The 16,169-nt window shown below is 73.6% G+C and carries 13 protein-coding genes; 6 read left to right on the top strand and 7 right to left on the bottom strand.

What is annotated here, in order from left to right:
- Nucleotides 1-124 precede the first annotated feature (124 nt).
- The 4 genes from pepN to ABZ128_RS16505 all read right to left on the bottom strand — a co-directional run bounded on the left by pepN (nt 125) and on the right by ABZ128_RS16505 (nt 7,661).
- On the bottom strand, nt 125-2,710 hold the full coding sequence (gene pepN / locus ABZ128_RS16520; protein WP_356848988.1) for an aminopeptidase N: 2,586 nt from the start codon (nt 2,708-2,710) through the stop codon (nt 125-127).
- Between the two features lie 1,448 nt (nt 2,711-4,158).
- The gene (locus ABZ128_RS16515) at nt 4,159-4,470 is read right to left on the bottom strand and encodes a chorismate mutase (protein ID WP_356848987.1); all 312 of its coding nucleotides are present in this window, start codon (nt 4,468-4,470) and stop codon (nt 4,159-4,161) included.
- 394 nt (nt 4,471-4,864) lie between these two features.
- Nucleotides 4,865-5,683, bottom strand: coding sequence for a serine protease (locus ABZ128_RS16510; protein ID WP_356848985.1), 819 nt, complete (start codon nt 5,681-5,683; stop codon nt 4,865-4,867).
- A 550-nt stretch (nt 5,684-6,233) separates the two neighbouring features.
- Complete coding sequence (locus ABZ128_RS16505) at nt 6,234-7,661, bottom strand: MFS transporter (RefSeq protein ID WP_356848984.1); 1,428 nt, start codon at nt 7,659-7,661, stop codon at nt 6,234-6,236.
- Nucleotides 7,662-7,773: 112 nt separating this feature from the next.
- Between ABZ128_RS16505 and ABZ128_RS16500 the strand changes: the two genes are divergently transcribed.
- Nucleotides 7,774-8,247 (top strand): MarR family transcriptional regulator, encoded by a 474-nt coding sequence (locus tag ABZ128_RS16500; RefSeq protein WP_356848982.1) that lies wholly within the window; start codon nt 7,774-7,776, stop codon nt 8,245-8,247.
- 88 nt (nt 8,248-8,335) lie between these two features.
- Here the strand turns inward: ABZ128_RS16500 and ABZ128_RS16495 are convergent, their stop codons facing one another.
- The gene (locus ABZ128_RS16495) at nt 8,336-9,241 is read right to left on the bottom strand and encodes an SDR family oxidoreductase (RefSeq protein WP_356848981.1); all 906 of its coding nucleotides are present in this window, start codon (nt 9,239-9,241) and stop codon (nt 8,336-8,338) included.
- Between the two features lies 1 nt (nt 9,242).
- Nucleotides 9,243-10,007 (bottom strand): SDR family oxidoreductase, encoded by a 765-nt coding sequence (locus ABZ128_RS16490; RefSeq protein ID WP_356848979.1) that lies wholly within the window; start codon nt 10,005-10,007, stop codon nt 9,243-9,245.
- A 56-nt stretch (nt 10,008-10,063) separates the two neighbouring features.
- Here ABZ128_RS16490 and ABZ128_RS16485 point away from each other — a divergent pair, with 56 nt between their 5' ends.
- The 5 genes from ABZ128_RS16485 to ABZ128_RS16465 are packed head-to-tail and all read left to right on the top strand — an operon-like array spanning nt 10,064 to nt 14,446.
- The gene (locus ABZ128_RS16485) at nt 10,064-10,813 is read left to right on the top strand and encodes an enoyl-CoA hydratase family protein (protein WP_356848977.1); all 750 of its coding nucleotides are present in this window, start codon (nt 10,064-10,066) and stop codon (nt 10,811-10,813) included.
- Entirely contained in the window at nt 10,810-11,664 is an 855-nt protein-coding gene (locus ABZ128_RS16480; protein ID WP_356848975.1) for a CoA-transferase, read from the top strand. Before ABZ128_RS16485 ends, ABZ128_RS16480 begins: the two co-directional genes overlap by 4 nt.
- Nucleotides 11,661-12,392, top strand: coding sequence for a CoA-transferase (locus ABZ128_RS16475; protein ID WP_356848973.1), 732 nt, complete (start codon nt 11,661-11,663; stop codon nt 12,390-12,392). Before ABZ128_RS16480 ends, ABZ128_RS16475 begins: the two co-directional genes overlap by 4 nt.
- 4 nt (nt 12,393-12,396) lie before the next feature.
- Nucleotides 12,397-13,464: a nitronate monooxygenase gene (locus ABZ128_RS16470; protein ID WP_356848971.1), complete on the top strand. Its 1,068-nt coding sequence runs from the start codon at nt 12,397-12,399 to the stop codon at nt 13,462-13,464.
- Nucleotides 13,465-13,495: 31 nt separating this feature from the next.
- Complete coding sequence (locus tag ABZ128_RS16465; RefSeq protein WP_356848969.1) at nt 13,496-14,446, top strand: tyrosine-protein phosphatase; 951 nt, start codon at nt 13,496-13,498, stop codon at nt 14,444-14,446.
- Between the two features lie 68 nt (nt 14,447-14,514).
- Here ABZ128_RS16465 and ABZ128_RS16460 read toward each other — a convergent pair whose 3' ends face one another.
- Nucleotides 14,515-16,167: a DEAD/DEAH box helicase gene (locus ABZ128_RS16460; RefSeq protein WP_356848968.1), complete on the bottom strand. Its 1,653-nt coding sequence runs from the start codon at nt 16,165-16,167 to the stop codon at nt 14,515-14,517.
- Nucleotides 16,168-16,169: the final 2 nt, after the last annotated feature.

Below are 16,169 nucleotides of genomic sequence, written 5' to 3'. Positions count from 1 at the left end.
CTTGTAGGGCGGCTGCCGGGGAAGCCGGCGTTCCCCGTGGGAGCGCCGGGGTGGCCGGTGCCTGCTGTGGGGGTGCCGGGGTGGCCGGCCCGCTGGTGGGGCGGGCCGGGTCCGGGGGGCGGGGTCAGGCGGTGCGGATGCGCAGGGCGCGGGCGAGGTCGTCGAGCTGGTCGACGAGCTTGCGGCGCAGGGAGGGGACGATGTCGGCTTCGGCGAGGCAGGCGCGTCCGGTGTTCAGGTGGTCCTCGTCCACGGCGTGGCCGGGGAAGGCCCAGCGGCCTGCGGCTTCGGCGATGGCGGGTCCGCGGCGGGCGCCGAGGGAGACGGCTTCGGTGTAGTAGCGCGGTACGTACTCGCGTACGAGGTCGGCCTGTTCGGGCTGCCAGAAGCCTTGGGCGGTGGCGCGGAAGAGGTAGTTGGACAGGGAGTCGTCGTGGAAGAGGCGTTCCCAGGCGGCGGCTTTGGCCTCGGGGGTGGGGAGGGCGGCGCGGCAGTGGGCGGCGCCTTCCTCGCCGGTGGCGCTGGGGTCGGCGGCGAGGGCGGCGGTGATCTCGTCCTCCCCCACGGCGCCGAGGACGGCGAGGCGGGCGAGGATGCGCCAGCGCAGCTCGGGGTCGATGTCGGGGCCGCCGGGGACGGTGTCGTCGGCGAGCCAGGCGGCGATGGTGTCGGGCTGGGTGGCGCTGTCGATGAGGGCGCGTACGGCGGCGAGGCGCAGGCCGGGGTGTGAGCCGTCTTCGGTGCGGCGCAGGAGGGCGCGGGCGATGGTGGTGAGGGTGGTGAGGGCGTCGGTGCGGTGTTCGGGGGTGAGGTAGCCGTCGCTGATCTGGTGGCGGGCGAAGGCCAGTACGCCTTGGACGATGGCGAGGTCGTCCTCCGTGGGCAGGTGGGCGGCGGCGGTGGCGAGGTAGGTGTCGGCTGCGAGTTCGCCGTCGCGGACCATGTCGCGCAGGGAGGTCCAGACGACGGCGCGGGTGAGGGGGTCGGGGATGTCTCCGAGGGCGGCGAGGGCGGTTTCGACGGAGGTGGCGTCGAGGCGGATCTTGGCGTAGGTGAGGTCGCCGTCGTTGAGGACGAGGAGGGCGGGGCGGGGGCCGCTGACGGAGATGACCTCGTCGGTGGGGACGTCGAGGGCGAGGAGTTCGCGCAGTTCGAGGCCTTGGCCGGGGTCGCGGTCGTAGAGGCCGGCGGCGATGGTGTGGGGGCGGGTGCCCTGGCGGTCGATGGTGAGGGTCCAGCCGGCGGGGCCTTCGGTGGTCTCCTCGATGCGGGGGGTGAGGGTGTCGGCGCCGGTGGTGCGCAGCCAGATGTCGGCCCAGGCGTGGACGTCGCGGTCGGTGTGGGCGGCGAGGGAGTCGACGAAGTCGGCGAGGGAGGCGTTGGCGAATTTGTGGCGGGTGAAGTGGGTGTTGATGCCGGCGAGGAAGTCCTTTTCGCCGAGCCAGGCGACGAGTTGGCGCAGGGCGGAGGCGCCCTTGGCGTAGGAGATGCCGTCGAAGTTGAGGAGGGCGCCGGCGGTGTCGGGTACGGCGTCGGGGGCGACGGGGTGGGTGGAGGGGCGCTGGTCGGCGTCGTAGCCCCAGGGTTTGCGTTCCATGCCGAATTCGGTCCAGGTGCCGGTGAAGCGGGTGGCTTCGACGAGGGTCTGGTAGCCCATGTATTCGGCGAAGGACTCGTTGAGCCAGATGTCGTCCCACCAGCGCAGGGTGACGAGGTCGCCGAACCACATGTGGGCCATTTCGTGGGCGATGACCATGGCGCGGCGCTGGCGTTCGGTGTCGGTGACGGCGGAGCGGAAGACGAATTCGTCGCGGAAGGTGACGAGGCCGGGGTTCTCCATGGCGCCCGCGTTGAATTCGGGGACGAAGGCCTGGTCGTAGGAGTCGAAGGGGTAGGGCTCGGAGAACTTCTCGTGGTAGCGGTCGTAGCAGGCGGTGGTGAGGGAGAGGATTTCCTCGGCGTCGGCGTCGAGGTGGGCGGCGAGGGACCGGCGGCAGTGGATGCCGAAGGGGAGGCCGGCGTGTTCGGTGCGGACGCTGTGCCAGGGGCCGGCGGCGACGGCGGCGAGGTAGGTGGAGATGCGGGGGGTGGGGGCGGACTTCCAGATGCCGGCGCCGTCGCGGTCGCGGGTGCCGATGCGTTCGGTGGTGCCGTTGGCGAGGACGGTCCAGTGGGCGGGGGCGGTGACGGTGAACTCGAAGACGGCCTTGAGGTCGGGCTGGTCGAAGGCCGGGAAGACCCGCTGGATGTCGTCGAGGAACATCTGGGTGTAGACGTACGTCTCGCCGTCGGCGGGGTCGGTGAAGCGGTGCAGGCCTTCGCCGGTGCGGGAGTAGCGCATGCGGGTGTCGAGGCGCAGTTCGTGGGGGCCTGCGGTCAGTCCGGTGAGCGGGAGGCGGTTGCCGGTGAGGGCGGCCGGGTCGAGGGGGTGGCCGTCGAGTTCGGCGGAGCGCAGTTCGTCCGGTTTGAGCTCCACGAAGGTGTCCACGGTGGCCGCGGGGTCGGCGGTGGCCGCGGGGACGGCGGTGGCCGCGGGGACGGCGGTGTCCGCGGGGACGGCGGTGTCCGCGGCGGTTCGGGTTGTGAACCGGATGACGGTGGTGGAGTCGAAGGTGTCGCCGTCGCGGGTGAGGTCGAGGGTGACGGCGTAGTGCTGGACGTCGAGGAGCTGGGCTCGGATCTGCGCTTCGTTGCGCGTCAGTGCGGACATGGGGGCCATGCTGCCCGACGGGGGCGGGTGGGGGGGGGCAGCGGTGGGGGGCAGCGGTGGGGGCGGGGGCGCGGGTGGCGGGGGGCTGGCCGACGTGGGGGGCGGGGCAGCGGTGGGGCTGGCTGGGGGTGGGGGGCAGCGGTGGGGCCGGCCTGGCGTGCGGGGCTGGGGCAGCGGTGGGCCGGCGTGGGGGTTGGGGCAGCGGTGGTGTCGGGGCTGCGCTGAGCTATGTGGTGGGCCGGGCGTGTGGTTCTGGCCCGCGCTGTGCTCGTGGTCGGCGCTGTAGTTCTGGCCCGCGCTGGGGTCCCGGCTGGCGCTGGGATTCTGGACCGCCTTGGGCCTCTGGACCGCCCTCGGGTTCTGGACCGCCCTGGGGTTCTGGCTGACTGGATTGTGCTGGCCGACCGTGTGGTCCCGGCAGCCTGTGGTGACCGGCACCGGGGTCTGGCGTGCCACAGGTCCTGGCCCGCCGTCTGGTGATGGCCGGCGGTGGTGTCGTGTCTGCGCTGGTCGGCGGCTGGCGTGGATTCGTGGTCTGCTGTCTGCGTTCGTTCCTGGCATGCGCTGGGCGCATGGCTTGTGCTGTGGTGCGTACCCACGCTGGAGTCGTGGTCTGCGCTGGAGTTCCGGCCCCCGCTGGGTTCGTGGCGGCGCTGTGCTTCCCGCCCGCTGGGGTTCCGGCCGACGCCGGGGCTTCTCTGCGCTGGCTGGTGGCTGGCGTGGGCTGGTGGTCTGCCTTCTGTGTTCGTTCCTGGCATGCTGCTGTGCGCATGGCCTGTGGTTCTTACCCACACTGGGGTCGGTGGCTGCGCTGGAGTTCCGGCCCGCGCTGGGCTCGTGGACGCCGCGGGGGTTCCGGCCGGTGGCGAAGTCGCGGCCGTGGTCCGCACTGTGGGTCCGGCCCGCGCTGGGCTCGTGGCCGGCGCTGGGGTTCCGGCCGGCTGGGTTCCGGCCCGCCGTGTGGTGCCGGCCTGCCTTGGGCGCGTAGCCGCCGCGGGGGTTCCGGCCGGTGCCGAAGTCGCGGCCGTGGTCCGCACTGTGGGTCCGGCCCGCGCTGGGCTCGCGGCCGGCGCTGGGGTTCCGGCCGGCTGGGTTCCGGCCCGCCGTGTGTGGTGCCGGCCTGCCTTGGGCGCGCAGCCGCCGCGGGGGTCCGGCCGGTGCCGAAGTCGCGGCCGTGATCTGCGCTGTGGGTCCGGCCCGCGCTGGGCTCGTGGCCGGCGCTGGGGTTCCGGCCGGCTCGGTTCCGGCCCGCCGTGTGGTGCCGGCCTGCCTTGGGCGCGTAGCCGCCGCGGGGGTTCCGGCCGGTGGCGAGGTCGCGGCCGTGGTCCGCACTGTGGTTTCGGCCCGCGCTGGGCTCGGGGTTCCGGCCGGCTGGGTTCGGGCCGCCGTGTGGTGCCGGCCTGCCCCGGGGTGCTGGCCGGCGTGTGGTTCGCCGGCGCTGGGTTTGGCTATTCCTCGGCCGCCGCGATCGTCTCGTGGTGGCGGATGACCTCGGCGATGATGAAGTTGAGGAGCTTCTCGGCGAAGGCGGGGTCGAGCTTGGCGTTCTCGGCGAGCTGGCGGAGCCGGGCGATCTGGCTGGCCTCGCGGGCCGGGTCGGCCGGGGGGAGCTGGTGCCGGGCCTTGAGGTGGCCGACCTGCTGGGTGCACTTGAAGCGCTCGGCGAGCATGTGGACCACGGCGGCGTCGATGTTGTCGATGCTGTCCCGCAGGCGGGCCAGCTCGGCGGTGACGTTGTCGTCGGGTTCGGTGGTGTTCATGGTCCACGAGAATACGTGCCGTGCGCGGTGGCTCCGTATTCTCCTCGACTGCTGAGACGCCCTGCCGAGGCTTCGGTCTGCCCGGACCGGCCCCGGCAACGGGGTGGGGGCGGGTGGGGGTGGGGACCTGCGGGAAGAGGGGGTCTCGGCGGCCGGTTGGTGCCCGGGTGCGGGTCCGTGGCCGGCAGTCCTTTGGGGCCGGTGCCGCCCGGGTGCGCGTCCGCAGCCGGGAGGCTGATGGCCGGTGGTGCCAGGTGGGGGACCGTAGCCGGGGGTTCGGGGGTCGTGGGGCGCCCCGGTGGGAACCCGAGGTGCGGTCTCGGGCGCCCGTAGCCGCGTGCCGCCGAACGGGGGCTGGGGGCGGGGCCGGGACTGGGGTCGCGGCCCCGTGGGGTCAGAGGCCGGCGGCCGCTGCCTTGATGGCGCCGGCGAAGGTCGAGACCTCCGTGTAGACGCCGGGGTAGCCGGCGCGGGCGCAGCCCTGGCCCCAGCTGACGATGCCGACCTGGATCCAGGCGCCTGCGTTATCGCGGCGGAACATGGGGCCGCCGGAGTCGCCCTGGCAGGTGTCGACGCCGCCGCGGTCGTAGCCGGCGCAGATCTCCTCGCTCGGGACGAGCTCGCTGCCGTAGGCGCTCTGGCAGGCGGCGTCGGAGACGAAGGGGACGGTGGCCTTCAGCAGGTAGCGCTGCTGGCCGCCGCCTTCGCGGGCGGCTCCCCAGCCGGCGACGGTGAAGGTGCCGTTGTCGTACTCCTTCGTGTCGGCGATCTTGAGGGTGGGCAGGTTGATGGGCTTGGCGAGCTTGATCAGCGCCCAGTCCTTGCCCTGGCCGTTGTAGCCGGGGGCCTGGAGCACCTTGGTGGACTTGACCTTGATGGCGCTGGAGCTCTGGAGGTCGACGACTCCGGCGGTGGCGGTGATGGAGCTGGTGTTGCCGGAGCCGTTCACGCAGTGGGCGGCGGTGAGGACGATCTGCTGGGTGTAGAGGGCTCCGCCGCAGCCCATGGACAGGCGCACCATGAAGGGGAACTCTCCCTGTGCGGCGCGGGTGCCGCCGACGACGGGGGTCGGGGAGGCGTTCGCGGCGCCGGGCTGGAGGCTGATGGCGGCGAGGGCGACCGCCCCGGCGGCGAGGGTTCGCTTGATGAGCCTGGCAAGAGTGGACACGGTCAACACACTGCCTTTCGTGGGGGGTTGGGCCGTGCGTGCCATCCGACGAAGGGGATGGATGACGAGTACATGTCACACCCGGAGCATGTCGGGCGACAAGAACGTGTTTTCGGACAATCTGCGGCCCGGGAGCGGGGCGACCGTCCGACGCCCTGTCCCGCCGCCGGTCCCCCGACGGGATCCGCGCCCACGGCACGAGCTTCGGCCCCGCCGACGCCGCCTTCACTGCGGACGAGGACCTGTACCTGCGCGGCCTCGCCGAGCGGGCCCTTCTGTGCGGCGAGGACCTCTCCGCCTGGTTCACCAGCCCCCAGGCTGCGTACCGCTTCGAGCAGCACGGCACGGGTCTGCGGGTGAGGTTTCCGTGCCCGGTGTACGGGCAGCGGCTGCCGGTGACCGGCCGGTGCCCGGTGCGGTCTGTGCCGCTGCGTTCTCGACTGCGATACGCAGGCGTGCCGCGGAGGTTCGGCGAGGGAGCGGAGTGGGTAGTGATACCCCATCGCACGAGTGAAGGATCCGGTCCCGACCCCTCGCCAGGGGGCCGGGCCCGTTCCTTTTCCGGCCGCCCGCGCCCGCGGCGGGCGGTGCCTGCCTACGCCGCCACCGGCTCGGTGTCCGCGGCCGGTTCGGCGGTCACCGCCGTCCGCGGCAGCGCCAGGCAGAGCACGGCGCTCAGCAGGAATCCGGCGCTCACCCAGGGCATCGCGGTGGTCAGCGCGTGGGTGGGTCCGCCGTCGGGCAGGGCGCCGAAGAAGACGCTGCCGATGACGGCCGCGCCCAGGGCGCCGCCGAACTGCTGGGCGGTGGAGAAGATTCCGGAGGCGCCGCCCGCGATGTCGGCCGGGACCGCGGAGAGGACGACGTTGACCAGCGGCACGACCAGGAAGCCGAGTCCGGCGCCGGCGACGGCCAGTCCGGGCACGAGCGGCCAGGCCCCGGCGTGCCCGGCGGTGGCCTGCGAGGCGGCGTACCAGATTCCGGCGAAGCCGCCCGCCATCAGCAGCGCCCCGGCGGCGAGCACCGTGCGGCCGAAGCGTACGGCGAGGGAGTCGGCGACGGGTGCGGTCAGGAAGCCTCCCGCCGAGAAGGCGATGGTGAGGACCCCGGCCTGCATCGGGGTGTAGCCCTGCCCGCCCTGGAGCCACATCGCGAAGATCAGGAAGAAGCCCTGCATGCCGACGGAGAAGAGCAGTTGGACGGCGAGTCCGACGGAGAACGCGGGCAGGGCGAAGGCCCGGGAGGGCAGCAGCGGCACGGTGCCGCCCCGGCGGCGGGCTTCGATGAGGCCGAGTCCGGCGACGGTGAGGACGCCCGCGCCCAGGCAGAGCCAGCCCCACAGCGGCCAGCCGTTGGCCTCGCCCTGCACGAGCGGCAGCACGACCGCGACCAGGCCTCCGGCCAGTGCGATGCTGCCGGCGACGTCGGGGCGGCCGGCTCCGCGTTCGCGGGTGGCGGGGACGAGGAGGGCGCCGGCCACGCAAGCGGCCGCCGCGACCGGCACGTTCACGAGGAAGACCGACCGCCAGCCCCAGCCGAAGAGGTCGGCGTCGGTGAGCAGGCCGCCGAGCAGCAGTCCGACGGCGGAGGCGAAGCCGGCCACGGCCCCGTACATCCCGAAGACGGCGCCGCGTTCCCTGCCCTGGAAGAGGGTGCGGAAGGAGCCGAGCACCTGGGGCATCAGCAGGGCGGCCGTCACGCCCTGGACGGCGCGGGCGGTGATCAGCTGGCCGGGCGACTGGGCGATGCCGCAGCCCAGGCTCGCGAGCCCGAAGCCTGCGGTCCCGGCGAGGAAGAGGGCCTTGCGGCCGTAGCGGTCGCCGAGGTGCCCGGAGACGATCAGGGTGGCGGCGAAGCCGAGGAGGTAGGCGGAGACGAGCCACTGCAGGGCGCTGTGCGAGGCGTGCAGGTCGCGGCCGATGGAGGGGATGGCGACGTTGACGATGGTGACGTCGAGCAGGTCCATCAGGGCCGCGGCCGTCATGACGACGGCGGCGGCCCAGCGGCGTGGATACGGGCTCATGAGGGCCTCCCGGCCAAAGTATTTCGTTCGGACGAACGAAAGACTCGCACGGGTGCAGGCGTGATCACAAGTCTTTCGTTCGCACGAACTAAATACTTGGTACGGTGGCTGCATGAGCGACGAGAGCGACCCCCGCAGGCAGGCGGTACTGGCCGAACTCAACCGCACGGGCCGGGAGATGAGCGCGGCCACCGTGGTCTTCCACGAGGCGGCGGCGGCCAAGCAGGGCCTGAGCGCCACCGAGACCAAAACGCTGGACCTGCTGCAGCGGCGCGGCCCGCTGACGGCGAAGGAGCTGTCCGCGCACTCGGGACTGGCTCCGGCCTCGGTGACGGGTCTGGTGGACCGGCTGGAACGCAAGGGCTTCGTCCGCCGGGTCAAACACCCCACGGACAAACGGCGGGTCCTGGTGGAGGCGCTGCCGGAGCGGCTGTCGGCGATCCAGCCGGTGTTCGAGGACTGGGCGCACGAGGTCGCCGAGCTGTGCGAGGAGTTCACGACGGAGGAACTGGAGACGGTGATCCGCTTCCTCCGGGGTTCCAACGCCCGCCAGCTGCGGGCGGCGAGCCGCCTGGCGCAGGACTGACCCCGGCCCCCCCCGGTGGCCACCTCGGAGACGGGCCCGGCCCCGCGAGGTCGGCCCCGCGGGCCCGGCCCCGCGGGCTCCGGCGGCCTCAGGCCCCGTACACCGGCTCCGGGGGCTGGGCCCGGGCGAGGAGTTTCGTCGCCGCCTCGCCCGCCTCGGCGGGGGTCCAGCGGGCTCCGCGGTCGGCGGTGGGTCCGGGGTGCCAGCCCTCCATCACGGTGATGCGGCCCCCCTCGGCCTCGAAGACCCGGCCCGTGACGCCGGCCGAGGCCTCGGAGCCGAGCCAGACCACCAGCGGGGAGACGTTCTCCGGGGCCATCGCGTCGAAGCCGCCCTTCCCCGGCGCGGCCATGGTCTCGGCGAAGGCCTGTTCGGTCATCCGGGTCCGGGCCGCCGGGGCGATGGCGTTGACCTGGATCCCGTACCGGCCGAGCTCGGCGGCCGCGACCAGGGTCATGCCGAGGATGCCGGCCTTGGCCGCGCTGTAGTTGCCCTGCCCGACCGAGCCCAGCAGGCCGGCCCCCGAGGAGGTGTTCACCACGCGCGCCGCCACCGGGCGGCCCGCCTTCGCCTGTGCCCGCCAGTGCGCCGCAGCGAATTTGAGCGGCAGGAAGTGCCCCTTCAGGTGGACCCGCATGACCGCGTCCCAGTCGGCCTCCTCCAGGTTGACGAGCATCCGGTCCCGCAGGAAGCCCGCGTTGTTGACGAGCGTGTCCAGCCGCCCGAACGTGGTGAGGGCGCACTCGACCAGCGAGGACGCGCCCTCGCTGCTCGCTATGTCCTCGCCGTGCGCCACCGCCTCCCCGCCCAGCGCGGTGATCTCCGCGACGACCTGCCCCGCCGGGCTGTCGGGGCCGGGCAGTCCGTCCAGGCCCACGCCGAGGTCGTTGACGACGACCCGCGCCCCTTCGGCGGCGAAGGCCAGGGCGTGCGCCCGCCCCAGCCCCCTTCCGGCACCCGTCACGATCACGACCCGGCCTTCGGCCATCCCCATCTCAAGCCTCCTTGTTGACAGTTGCCGCTTCCAGGAACGCCGGGCGTTCCCCGCCCCCGTGCACCAGCAGGCTGGCCCCGCTTACATATCCCGCCCGGTCCGAGGCGAGGAAGACCGCCGCGGCCCCGACGTCCGCCGGCTCCGCCAGCCGTCCCAGCGGCACGGTCGCGCCCACCGCCGCGATCCCCGCGTCGTCGCCGTAGTGCAGGTGCGCCAGCTCGGTCCGCACCATGCCGAGGACCAGCGAGTTCACCCGGACCTCGGGTGCCCATTCCACGGCCATGGACCGGGCGAGGTGTTCCAGGCCCGCCTTCGCCGCCCCGTAGGCGGCGGTCCCGGGCGAGGGCCGGGTGCCGCTGACGCTGCCGATCATCACGACGGAGCCGCGCGTCGTGCGCAGCAGCCCGTAGGCCGCCAGGGAGGCGGTCATCGGGGCGATGAGGTTCAGTTCGACGACCCGCTGGTGCCGCTGGGCCCCTCCTTCTCCGAGCAGCCGGTACGGGGCGCCGCCCGCGTTGTTGACCAGGCAGTCCAGGCGCCCGTACCGGTGTGCGACCAGGGCGAAGAACGCGTGTACGGCGGCCGGGTCGCGCAGGTCCAGCGGGAGGTAGGCGGCTTCGCGGCCGCCCTCCGCGACCGGTTCGTCCGGCGGCCTGCGGGCGCAGACGACGACCCGGGCGCCTGCCGCGAGGAACGACCGGGCAATGCCGGCGCCGACTCCGCGGGTTCCGCCGGTGATGACGACAACCCTCCCGTCGAGCTCCATGGGCTGCTACCTTCCTCACCTAACAAATGTTTGGTGGAAAGGTAGCTGATCCGCTCATGGGTGTCTCCACCTCAAGCCCCGGCAAGGGCATCGCCCTCGTCACGGTCGACTTCCCACCCGTCAACGCGCTGCCCGTCCAGGGCTGGTACGAGCTCGCCGACGCCCTGCGCGCGGCCGGACGCGATCCGCAGACCCGGTGCGTCGTCCTCGCCGCCGAGGGCCGCGGCTTCAACGCCGGCGTCGACATCAAGGAGATGCAGCGCGATCCCGGCCATGCCGCGCTCATCGGCGCCAACGGGGGCTGCGCCGAGGCGTTCGCGGCGGTGTACGAGTGCGAGGTGCCGGTCGTCGCGGCCGTACAGGGGTTCTGCCTGGGCGGCGGCATCGGGCTCGTCGGCAACGCCGACGCCGTCGTCGCCTCCGAGGACGCCGTCTTCGGGCTGCCCGAGCTGGACCGCGGGGCGCTGGGCGCCGCCACCCACCTGGCGCGGCTCGTCCCCCAGCACCTGATGCGGGCCCTCTACTACACCTCGCGTACCGCCACGGCGGCCGAACTGCACGCCCACGGCTCGGTGTGGAGGGTGGTGGCGCGCGAGGAGCTGCGGCCGGCGGTCCTCGAACTGGCCTCCGAGATCGCCCGCAAGGACGGCTACCTGATCCGGCTGGCGAAGGCGGCCATCAACGGCATCGACCCGGTCGACGTACGGCGCAGCTACCGCTTCGAGCAGGGCTTCACCTTCGAGGCCAATCTGAGCGGGGCGGCCGACCGGGTCCGCGACACCTTCGGGAAGGAGCGGGACGCGTGAGCGACAAGACGATGACGCCCGAGGACGTGGTCGGGCAGCTGCGCAGCGGGATGACGCTGGGCATCGGCGGCTGGGGGGCGCGGCGCAAGCCGATGGCCCTGGTCAGAGCGCTGCTCCGGTCCGAGATCGGCGATCTCACCGTGGTCTCGTACGGCGGCCCCGACGTGGGTCTGCTCGCCGCCGCGGGGCGGATCCGGAGGCTGATCGCCCCCTTCGCCACCCTGGACTCCATCCCGCTGGAGCCGCATTTCCGGGCCGCCCGCGAGCGCGGGGCCTTCGCCCTCACCGAGCTGGACGAGGCCATGTTCATGTGGGGCCTGCACGCGGCCGCCAACCGGCTGCCGTTCCTCCCGGTCCGCGCCGGCCTCGGCTCCGACGTCATGCGCGTCAACCCCGAGCTGCGGACCGTCACCTCCCCCTACGGCGACCGCGAGGAGCTCGTCGCCGTCCCCGCCCTGCGCATGGATGCGGCCCTGGTCCACCTCAACCGCGCCGACCGCCTCGGCAACGCCCAGTACCTGGGCCCGGACCCCTACTTCGACGACCTGTTCTGCGAGGCCGCCGACGCCGCCTACGTCTCCTGCGAGCAGCTCGTGGAGAGCGCCGACCTCACCAAGGCCGGGCCGCCGCAGTCCCTGCTGGTCAGCCGGCACAGCGTCACCGGCGTGGTGGAGGCCCCGAACGGCGCGCACTTCACCTCCTGCGTCCCCGACCACGACCGGGACGAGGCCTTCCAGAAGCTGTACGCGTCCACCCCCTGGCCCGAGTTCGCCGCCCGCTTCCTCGCCGGGCCGGACGAGCACGCCTACCAGTCGGCCGTCCGGGCCTGGCACGAGGAGCAGCAGCGGTGACCCCTCCCCCGACGCGCGCCGAATACTGTGTGATCGCCTGCGCCGAGGCCTGGCGCGACAACGGCGAGGTCCTCGCCAGCCCCATGGGGCTGGTCCCGTCCTTCGGTGCGCGGCTGGCGAAGCGGACCTTCTCCCCCGACCTCCTGCTCACCGACGGCGAGGCCATGCTGGTCTCCCTCGACGGCACGGTCGAGGGGTGGCTCCCGTACCGCCGCCACCTCACCATGGTCACGGGCGGGCGGCGGCACGTGATGATGGGTGCGAGCCAGATCGACCGGTTCGGCAACCAGAACATCTCCTGCATCGGCGACTGGGAGCGGCCGGCCCGCCAGCTGCTCGGGGTGCGCGGGGCGCCGGTCAACACGCTGAACAACCCGGTGAGTTACTGGGTCCCCCGGCATTCGCCGCGGGTGTTCGTCGAGCGGGTCGACATGGTCAGCGGGGTGGGCCACGACCGGGCGGAGGCGGCCGGGGTGACCCGCTTCCACCGGCTGCCCCGGGTGGTCAGCGATCTCGGGGTCTTCGACTTCGCCACGCCCGACCGCTCGATGCGCCTGGCCTCGCTCCATCCGGGCGTCACCGTCGAGGAGGTCCGCTCGGCCACCGGGTTCGACCTGGCCGTCGCCGACGAGGTCCCGTACACGCGGGAGCCGACCGGCGAGGAGCTGCGGCTGATCCGGGAGGTCGTCGACCCCCGGGGGCTGCGCGAGCGGGAAGTGCGGGTCTGAGGCGGTGGAGACGGCATTCACCCGGCTGGTCGGGGTCGCCCATCCGCTCGTGCAGACGGGCATGGGCTGGGTGGCGGGGCCGCGGCTGGTCTCGGCCACCGCGAACGCCGGGGCCCTGGGCATCCTGGCATCGGCGACGATGACCCTGGACCAGTTGCGGGCGGCGGTGCGCGAGGTCAAGTCCCGTACGCAGGCGCCCTTCGGGGTCAACCTGCGCGCGGACGCCGGGGACGCGGCCGAGCGCGCGCAGCTGATCGTCGACGAGGGAGTACGGGTCGCTTCCTTCGCGCTCGCGCCGTCCAGGGAGCTGATCGCCCGCCTGAAGGACGCGGGCGTGGTCGTGATCCCGTCGATCGGGGCGCGCCGGCACGCCGAGAAGGTCGCGGCCTGGGGTGCCGACGCGGTGATCGTGCAGGGCGGCGAGGGCGGCGGGCACACCGGGGACGTGGCCACGACGGTGCTGCTGCCGCAGGTCGTGGACGCCGTGGACATCCCGGTGGTCGCGGCCGGTGGCTTCCGGGACGGGCGCGGGCTGGTGGCCGCGCTGGCGTACGGGGCTTCGGGCATCGCCATGGGCACCCGTTTCCTGCTGACCTCCGACTCGACCGTCCCGGACGCCGTCAAGGCCCGCTACCTGGCCGCCGGCGTCAAGGACGTCACCGTGACGACGGCCGTCGACGGGCTGCCGCACCGGATGCTGCGCAGCGAGCTCGTCGACTCCCTGGAGCGGGCGGGCCGGGCCGGGGCCCTGCTGCGGGCGGTGCGGCACGCGGCCGGCTTCCGGAGGCTGTCGGGTCTGTCCTGGCGGCAGATGGTCCGCGACGGCCTCGCGATGAAGGGCGGCAAGGACCTGTCCTGGAGCCAGGTCCTGCTGGCCGCCAATACCCCCATGCTCCTGAAGGCGTCCATGGTCGAGGGCCGTACGGACCTCGGTGTCATGGCATCGGGCCAGGTCGCGGGTGTGATCGAGGACCTGCCGTCCTGTGCGGAACTCGTCGCCCGCGTCATGGCCGAAGCGCACAGCGCGCTGGACCACCTGCAGTCGTTCGCCGCCCTGCCACCGGCAGGGTGATCCCCCTTCTCCTCCACGGGAGTTGCCACAGATGAGCCGTGCCCGAATCCGCCTGGCGACCGCGGTGCTCGCCTGCGCCCTGACCCTCGGGACCCTGCCCGCCGCCGCGTACGCCGCGCCGGCGGCGGCCGGTGCCCGGCACCAGCACCAGCACCCGCAGCAGCACCCGCAGCAGGTCGCTGCGGAAACGATTCGCCAGATTCCCCTGCAAGGCGCGGTCAACCTGCGCGACCTGGGCGGGTACCGCACCTGGACGGGCGGTGAAGTGCGCCGCGGGCTGGTCTACCGCTCCGACGCCCTCAGCAAGCTGACGGCGGCCGACCTCACCACCGTCTCCGCTCTCGGCCTCACCAAGGTCGTCGACTTCCGCATCCCCATGGAGCTCCAGTACGACGGCGCCGACCGGCTGCCCGCGGGGCTCACCCCCACCTCCCGCCCGGTCAGCGACCTCGGCCTGTACGGGACGCTCGTCGGGGCGATCTCCAGCGGCGACCCCGTCACCCAGGAGCGGATGCTCGGCGGCGGGCGTGCCGAGGCCTACATGCGCGACATCTACCGCACCTTCGTGACCAGCCCCGAGAACCGGGCGCAGTTCGCGGCGACGCTGCGGGAGCTCGCGGACGGCACGCAGGGCCCGCTGCTGTTCCACTGCACGTCGGGCAAGGACCGCACCGGCTGGCTGGCCTACGTGCTGCTGCGGGCCCTGGCCGTGCCGCAGGACGCGGCCGAGCGCGACTACCTGGCGTCGAACACCTTCCGCGCCGCCTACGACGCGCAGGTGCGGGCGGGTCTGAAGCAGTCCGGGCGGATGCAGAACCCGGACCTGCTCATCCCGCTCCAGGAGGTCCGCCAGGACTACCTGGACGCGGCGACCGCTCGGATGGAGGCCGACTACGGCGGTTTCTACGGCTACCTGACGGACGGCCTCGGCCTGGACCTGCGCACCCTCGCGAAGCTGCAGGCCAGGCTGGTCCGGTCATAGGAACGGCTACGCCGGGCGGCCGCGCGCGGTGCGCGGCCGCCCGGCGTAGCCGGGTACGTCCGGGTGGATCAGGCGGACCGGCGGCGCCCCTGGCCGGCGCCACCGACGCGGCTGCGCGCCGAAGCCGCCGCCGCACCGCCGGAGGGTGCGCCTCCGGTGCGTCGGCCGCGCTCGCCGGAGCCGCCGCCCTGACCGGCGGCCTGGCCGCGACGGGCCTGACCCGACCCGGCCGCGGGAGCCTGCCCGGTGCTGCCGCCACCGGAGCGGCGGCCGCGGCCACCGCCGCCGGAAGCCGCGGCCGCGGGGGAGCCCGTACGCGGTCCGCCCGGACGGCGGCCCGAGCCGGAACGCGCCTTGGGCTGCGCGGGCTGCGGCACCTCCAGCACCACCGGGATGCCGGACGGCTCCTTGGCGCCGGTCAGCCGGGCCAGTTCCTCGTCGGAGGACTTGATCTGGGCGGTGCGCGGGGAGATCCCGGCGTCCGACATCAGCCGGGTCATGTCCCGCTTCTGGTCGGGCAGGACGAGGGTGACCACGCTGCCGGACTCGCCGGCGCGGGCGGTGCGGCCGCCGCGGTGCAGGTAGTCCTTGTGGTCGGTGGGCGGGTCCACGTTGACGACGAGGTCCAGGTCGTCGATGTGGATGCCGCGCGCGGCCACGTTGGTGGCGACCAGCGCGGTGACCTCGCCCGTCTTGAACCAGTCCAGCGTCCGGTTGCGCTGCGGCTGCGAGCGGCCGCCGTGCAGGCCGGAGGCCCGTACGCCGTCCGCCAGGAGCTTCTTGACCATGCGGTCGACACCGCGCTTGGTGTCCACGAACATGATCACCCGGCCGTCGCGGGCGGCTATACGCGTGGCGACGGCCTTCTTGTCGGTCTCGTCCATGACGTACAGGACGTGGTGCTCCATGGTGGTGACCGCGCCGGCGGACGGGTCCACGGAGTGGCCGACCGGGTCGGTCAGGAACATCTTGACGAGCTTGTCGATGTTCTTGTCGAGGGTCGCCGAGAACAGCATCCGCTGCCCGTCCGGCTCGACCTGCTTGAGCAGGGCGGTGACCTGCGGCATGAAGCCCATGTCGGTCATCTGGTCGGCCTCGTCGAGGACCGTGATGGAGACCTGGTCGAGGACCGCGTCCCCGCGGTCGATGAGGTCCTTGAGGCGGCCGGGGGTGGCGACGAGCACCTCGGCGCCGCGGCGCAGCGCGCCGGCCTGCCGGTTGATCGACATGCCGCCGACGACGGTCGCGATGCGCAGGTTGACGGCGGTGGCGTACGGGGCCAGCGCGTCGGTGACCTGCTGCGCGAGCTCGCGGGTCGGTACGAGGACCAGCGCGAGCGGCGCCTTCGGCTGGGCGCGGCGGCCCGCGGTCCGGGCCAGCAGGGCCAGGCCGAAGGCCAGCGTCTTGCCGGAGCCGGTGCGGCCGCGGCCGAGCAGGTCGCGGCCGACGAGGGAGTTCGGCAGGGTCGCGGCCTGGATGGGGAACGGCTCGGTGACGCCCTGGGCGGCGAGGGTCTTCAGCAGCGCCTCGGGCATGTCCATGTCCTCGAACGCGGCGACCGGCGGCAGTGCCGGGGCCAGCGGTTCGGGCATGGTGAATTCCTGGGGCCGGGCGACGGGCGCGGACTTCTGCCGTCCCGCGCCAGCCTTCGGACGTCCCTGGGCCGCGCCTCGGTTCCGGGTGGGGCGGCGGGTGGGGCGTGCGGAGCTGGAGCTGGTCATGC

The organism is Streptomyces sp. NPDC006326, from assembly GCF_040612915.1.
GTDB lineage: Bacteria > Actinomycetota > Actinomycetes > Streptomycetales > Streptomycetaceae > Streptomyces.
The sequence above is the reverse complement of the archived record's forward strand: the minus strand, read 5'-3'. Positions and strand labels throughout refer to the sequence as shown.

Coding starts and splice junctions, on each gene's coding strand:
- pepN (WP_356848988.1), bottom strand. CDS start 2,710: ATGTCCGCACTGACGCGCAACGAAGCGCAGATCCGAGCCCAGCTCCTC.
- ABZ128_RS16515 (WP_356848987.1), bottom strand. CDS start 4,470: ATGAACACCACCGAACCCGACGACAACGTCACCGCCGAGCTGGCCCGC.
- ABZ128_RS16510 (WP_356848985.1), bottom strand. CDS start 5,683: ATGGCACGCACGGCCCAACCCCCCACGAAAGGCAGTGTGTTGACCGTG.
- ABZ128_RS16505 (WP_356848984.1), bottom strand. CDS start 7,661: ATGAGCCCGTATCCACGCCGCTGGGCCGCCGCCGTCGTCATGACGGCC.
- ABZ128_RS16500 (WP_356848982.1), top strand. CDS start 7,774: ATGAGCGACGAGAGCGACCCCCGCAGGCAGGCGGTACTGGCCGAACTC.
- ABZ128_RS16495 (WP_356848981.1), bottom strand. CDS start 9,241: ATGGGGATGGCCGAAGGCCGGGTCGTGATCGTGACGGGTGCCGGAAGG.
- ABZ128_RS16490 (WP_356848979.1), bottom strand. CDS start 10,007: ATGGAGCTCGACGGGAGGGTTGTCGTCATCACCGGCGGAACCCGCGGA.
- ABZ128_RS16485 (WP_356848977.1), top strand. CDS start 10,064: ATGGGTGTCTCCACCTCAAGCCCCGGCAAGGGCATCGCCCTCGTCACG.
- ABZ128_RS16465 (WP_356848969.1), top strand. CDS start 13,496: ATGAGCCGTGCCCGAATCCGCCTGGCGACCGCGGTGCTCGCCTGCGCC.
- ABZ128_RS16460 (WP_356848968.1), bottom strand. CDS start 16,167: ATGACCAGCTCCAGCTCCGCACGCCCCACCCGCCGCCCCACCCGGAAC.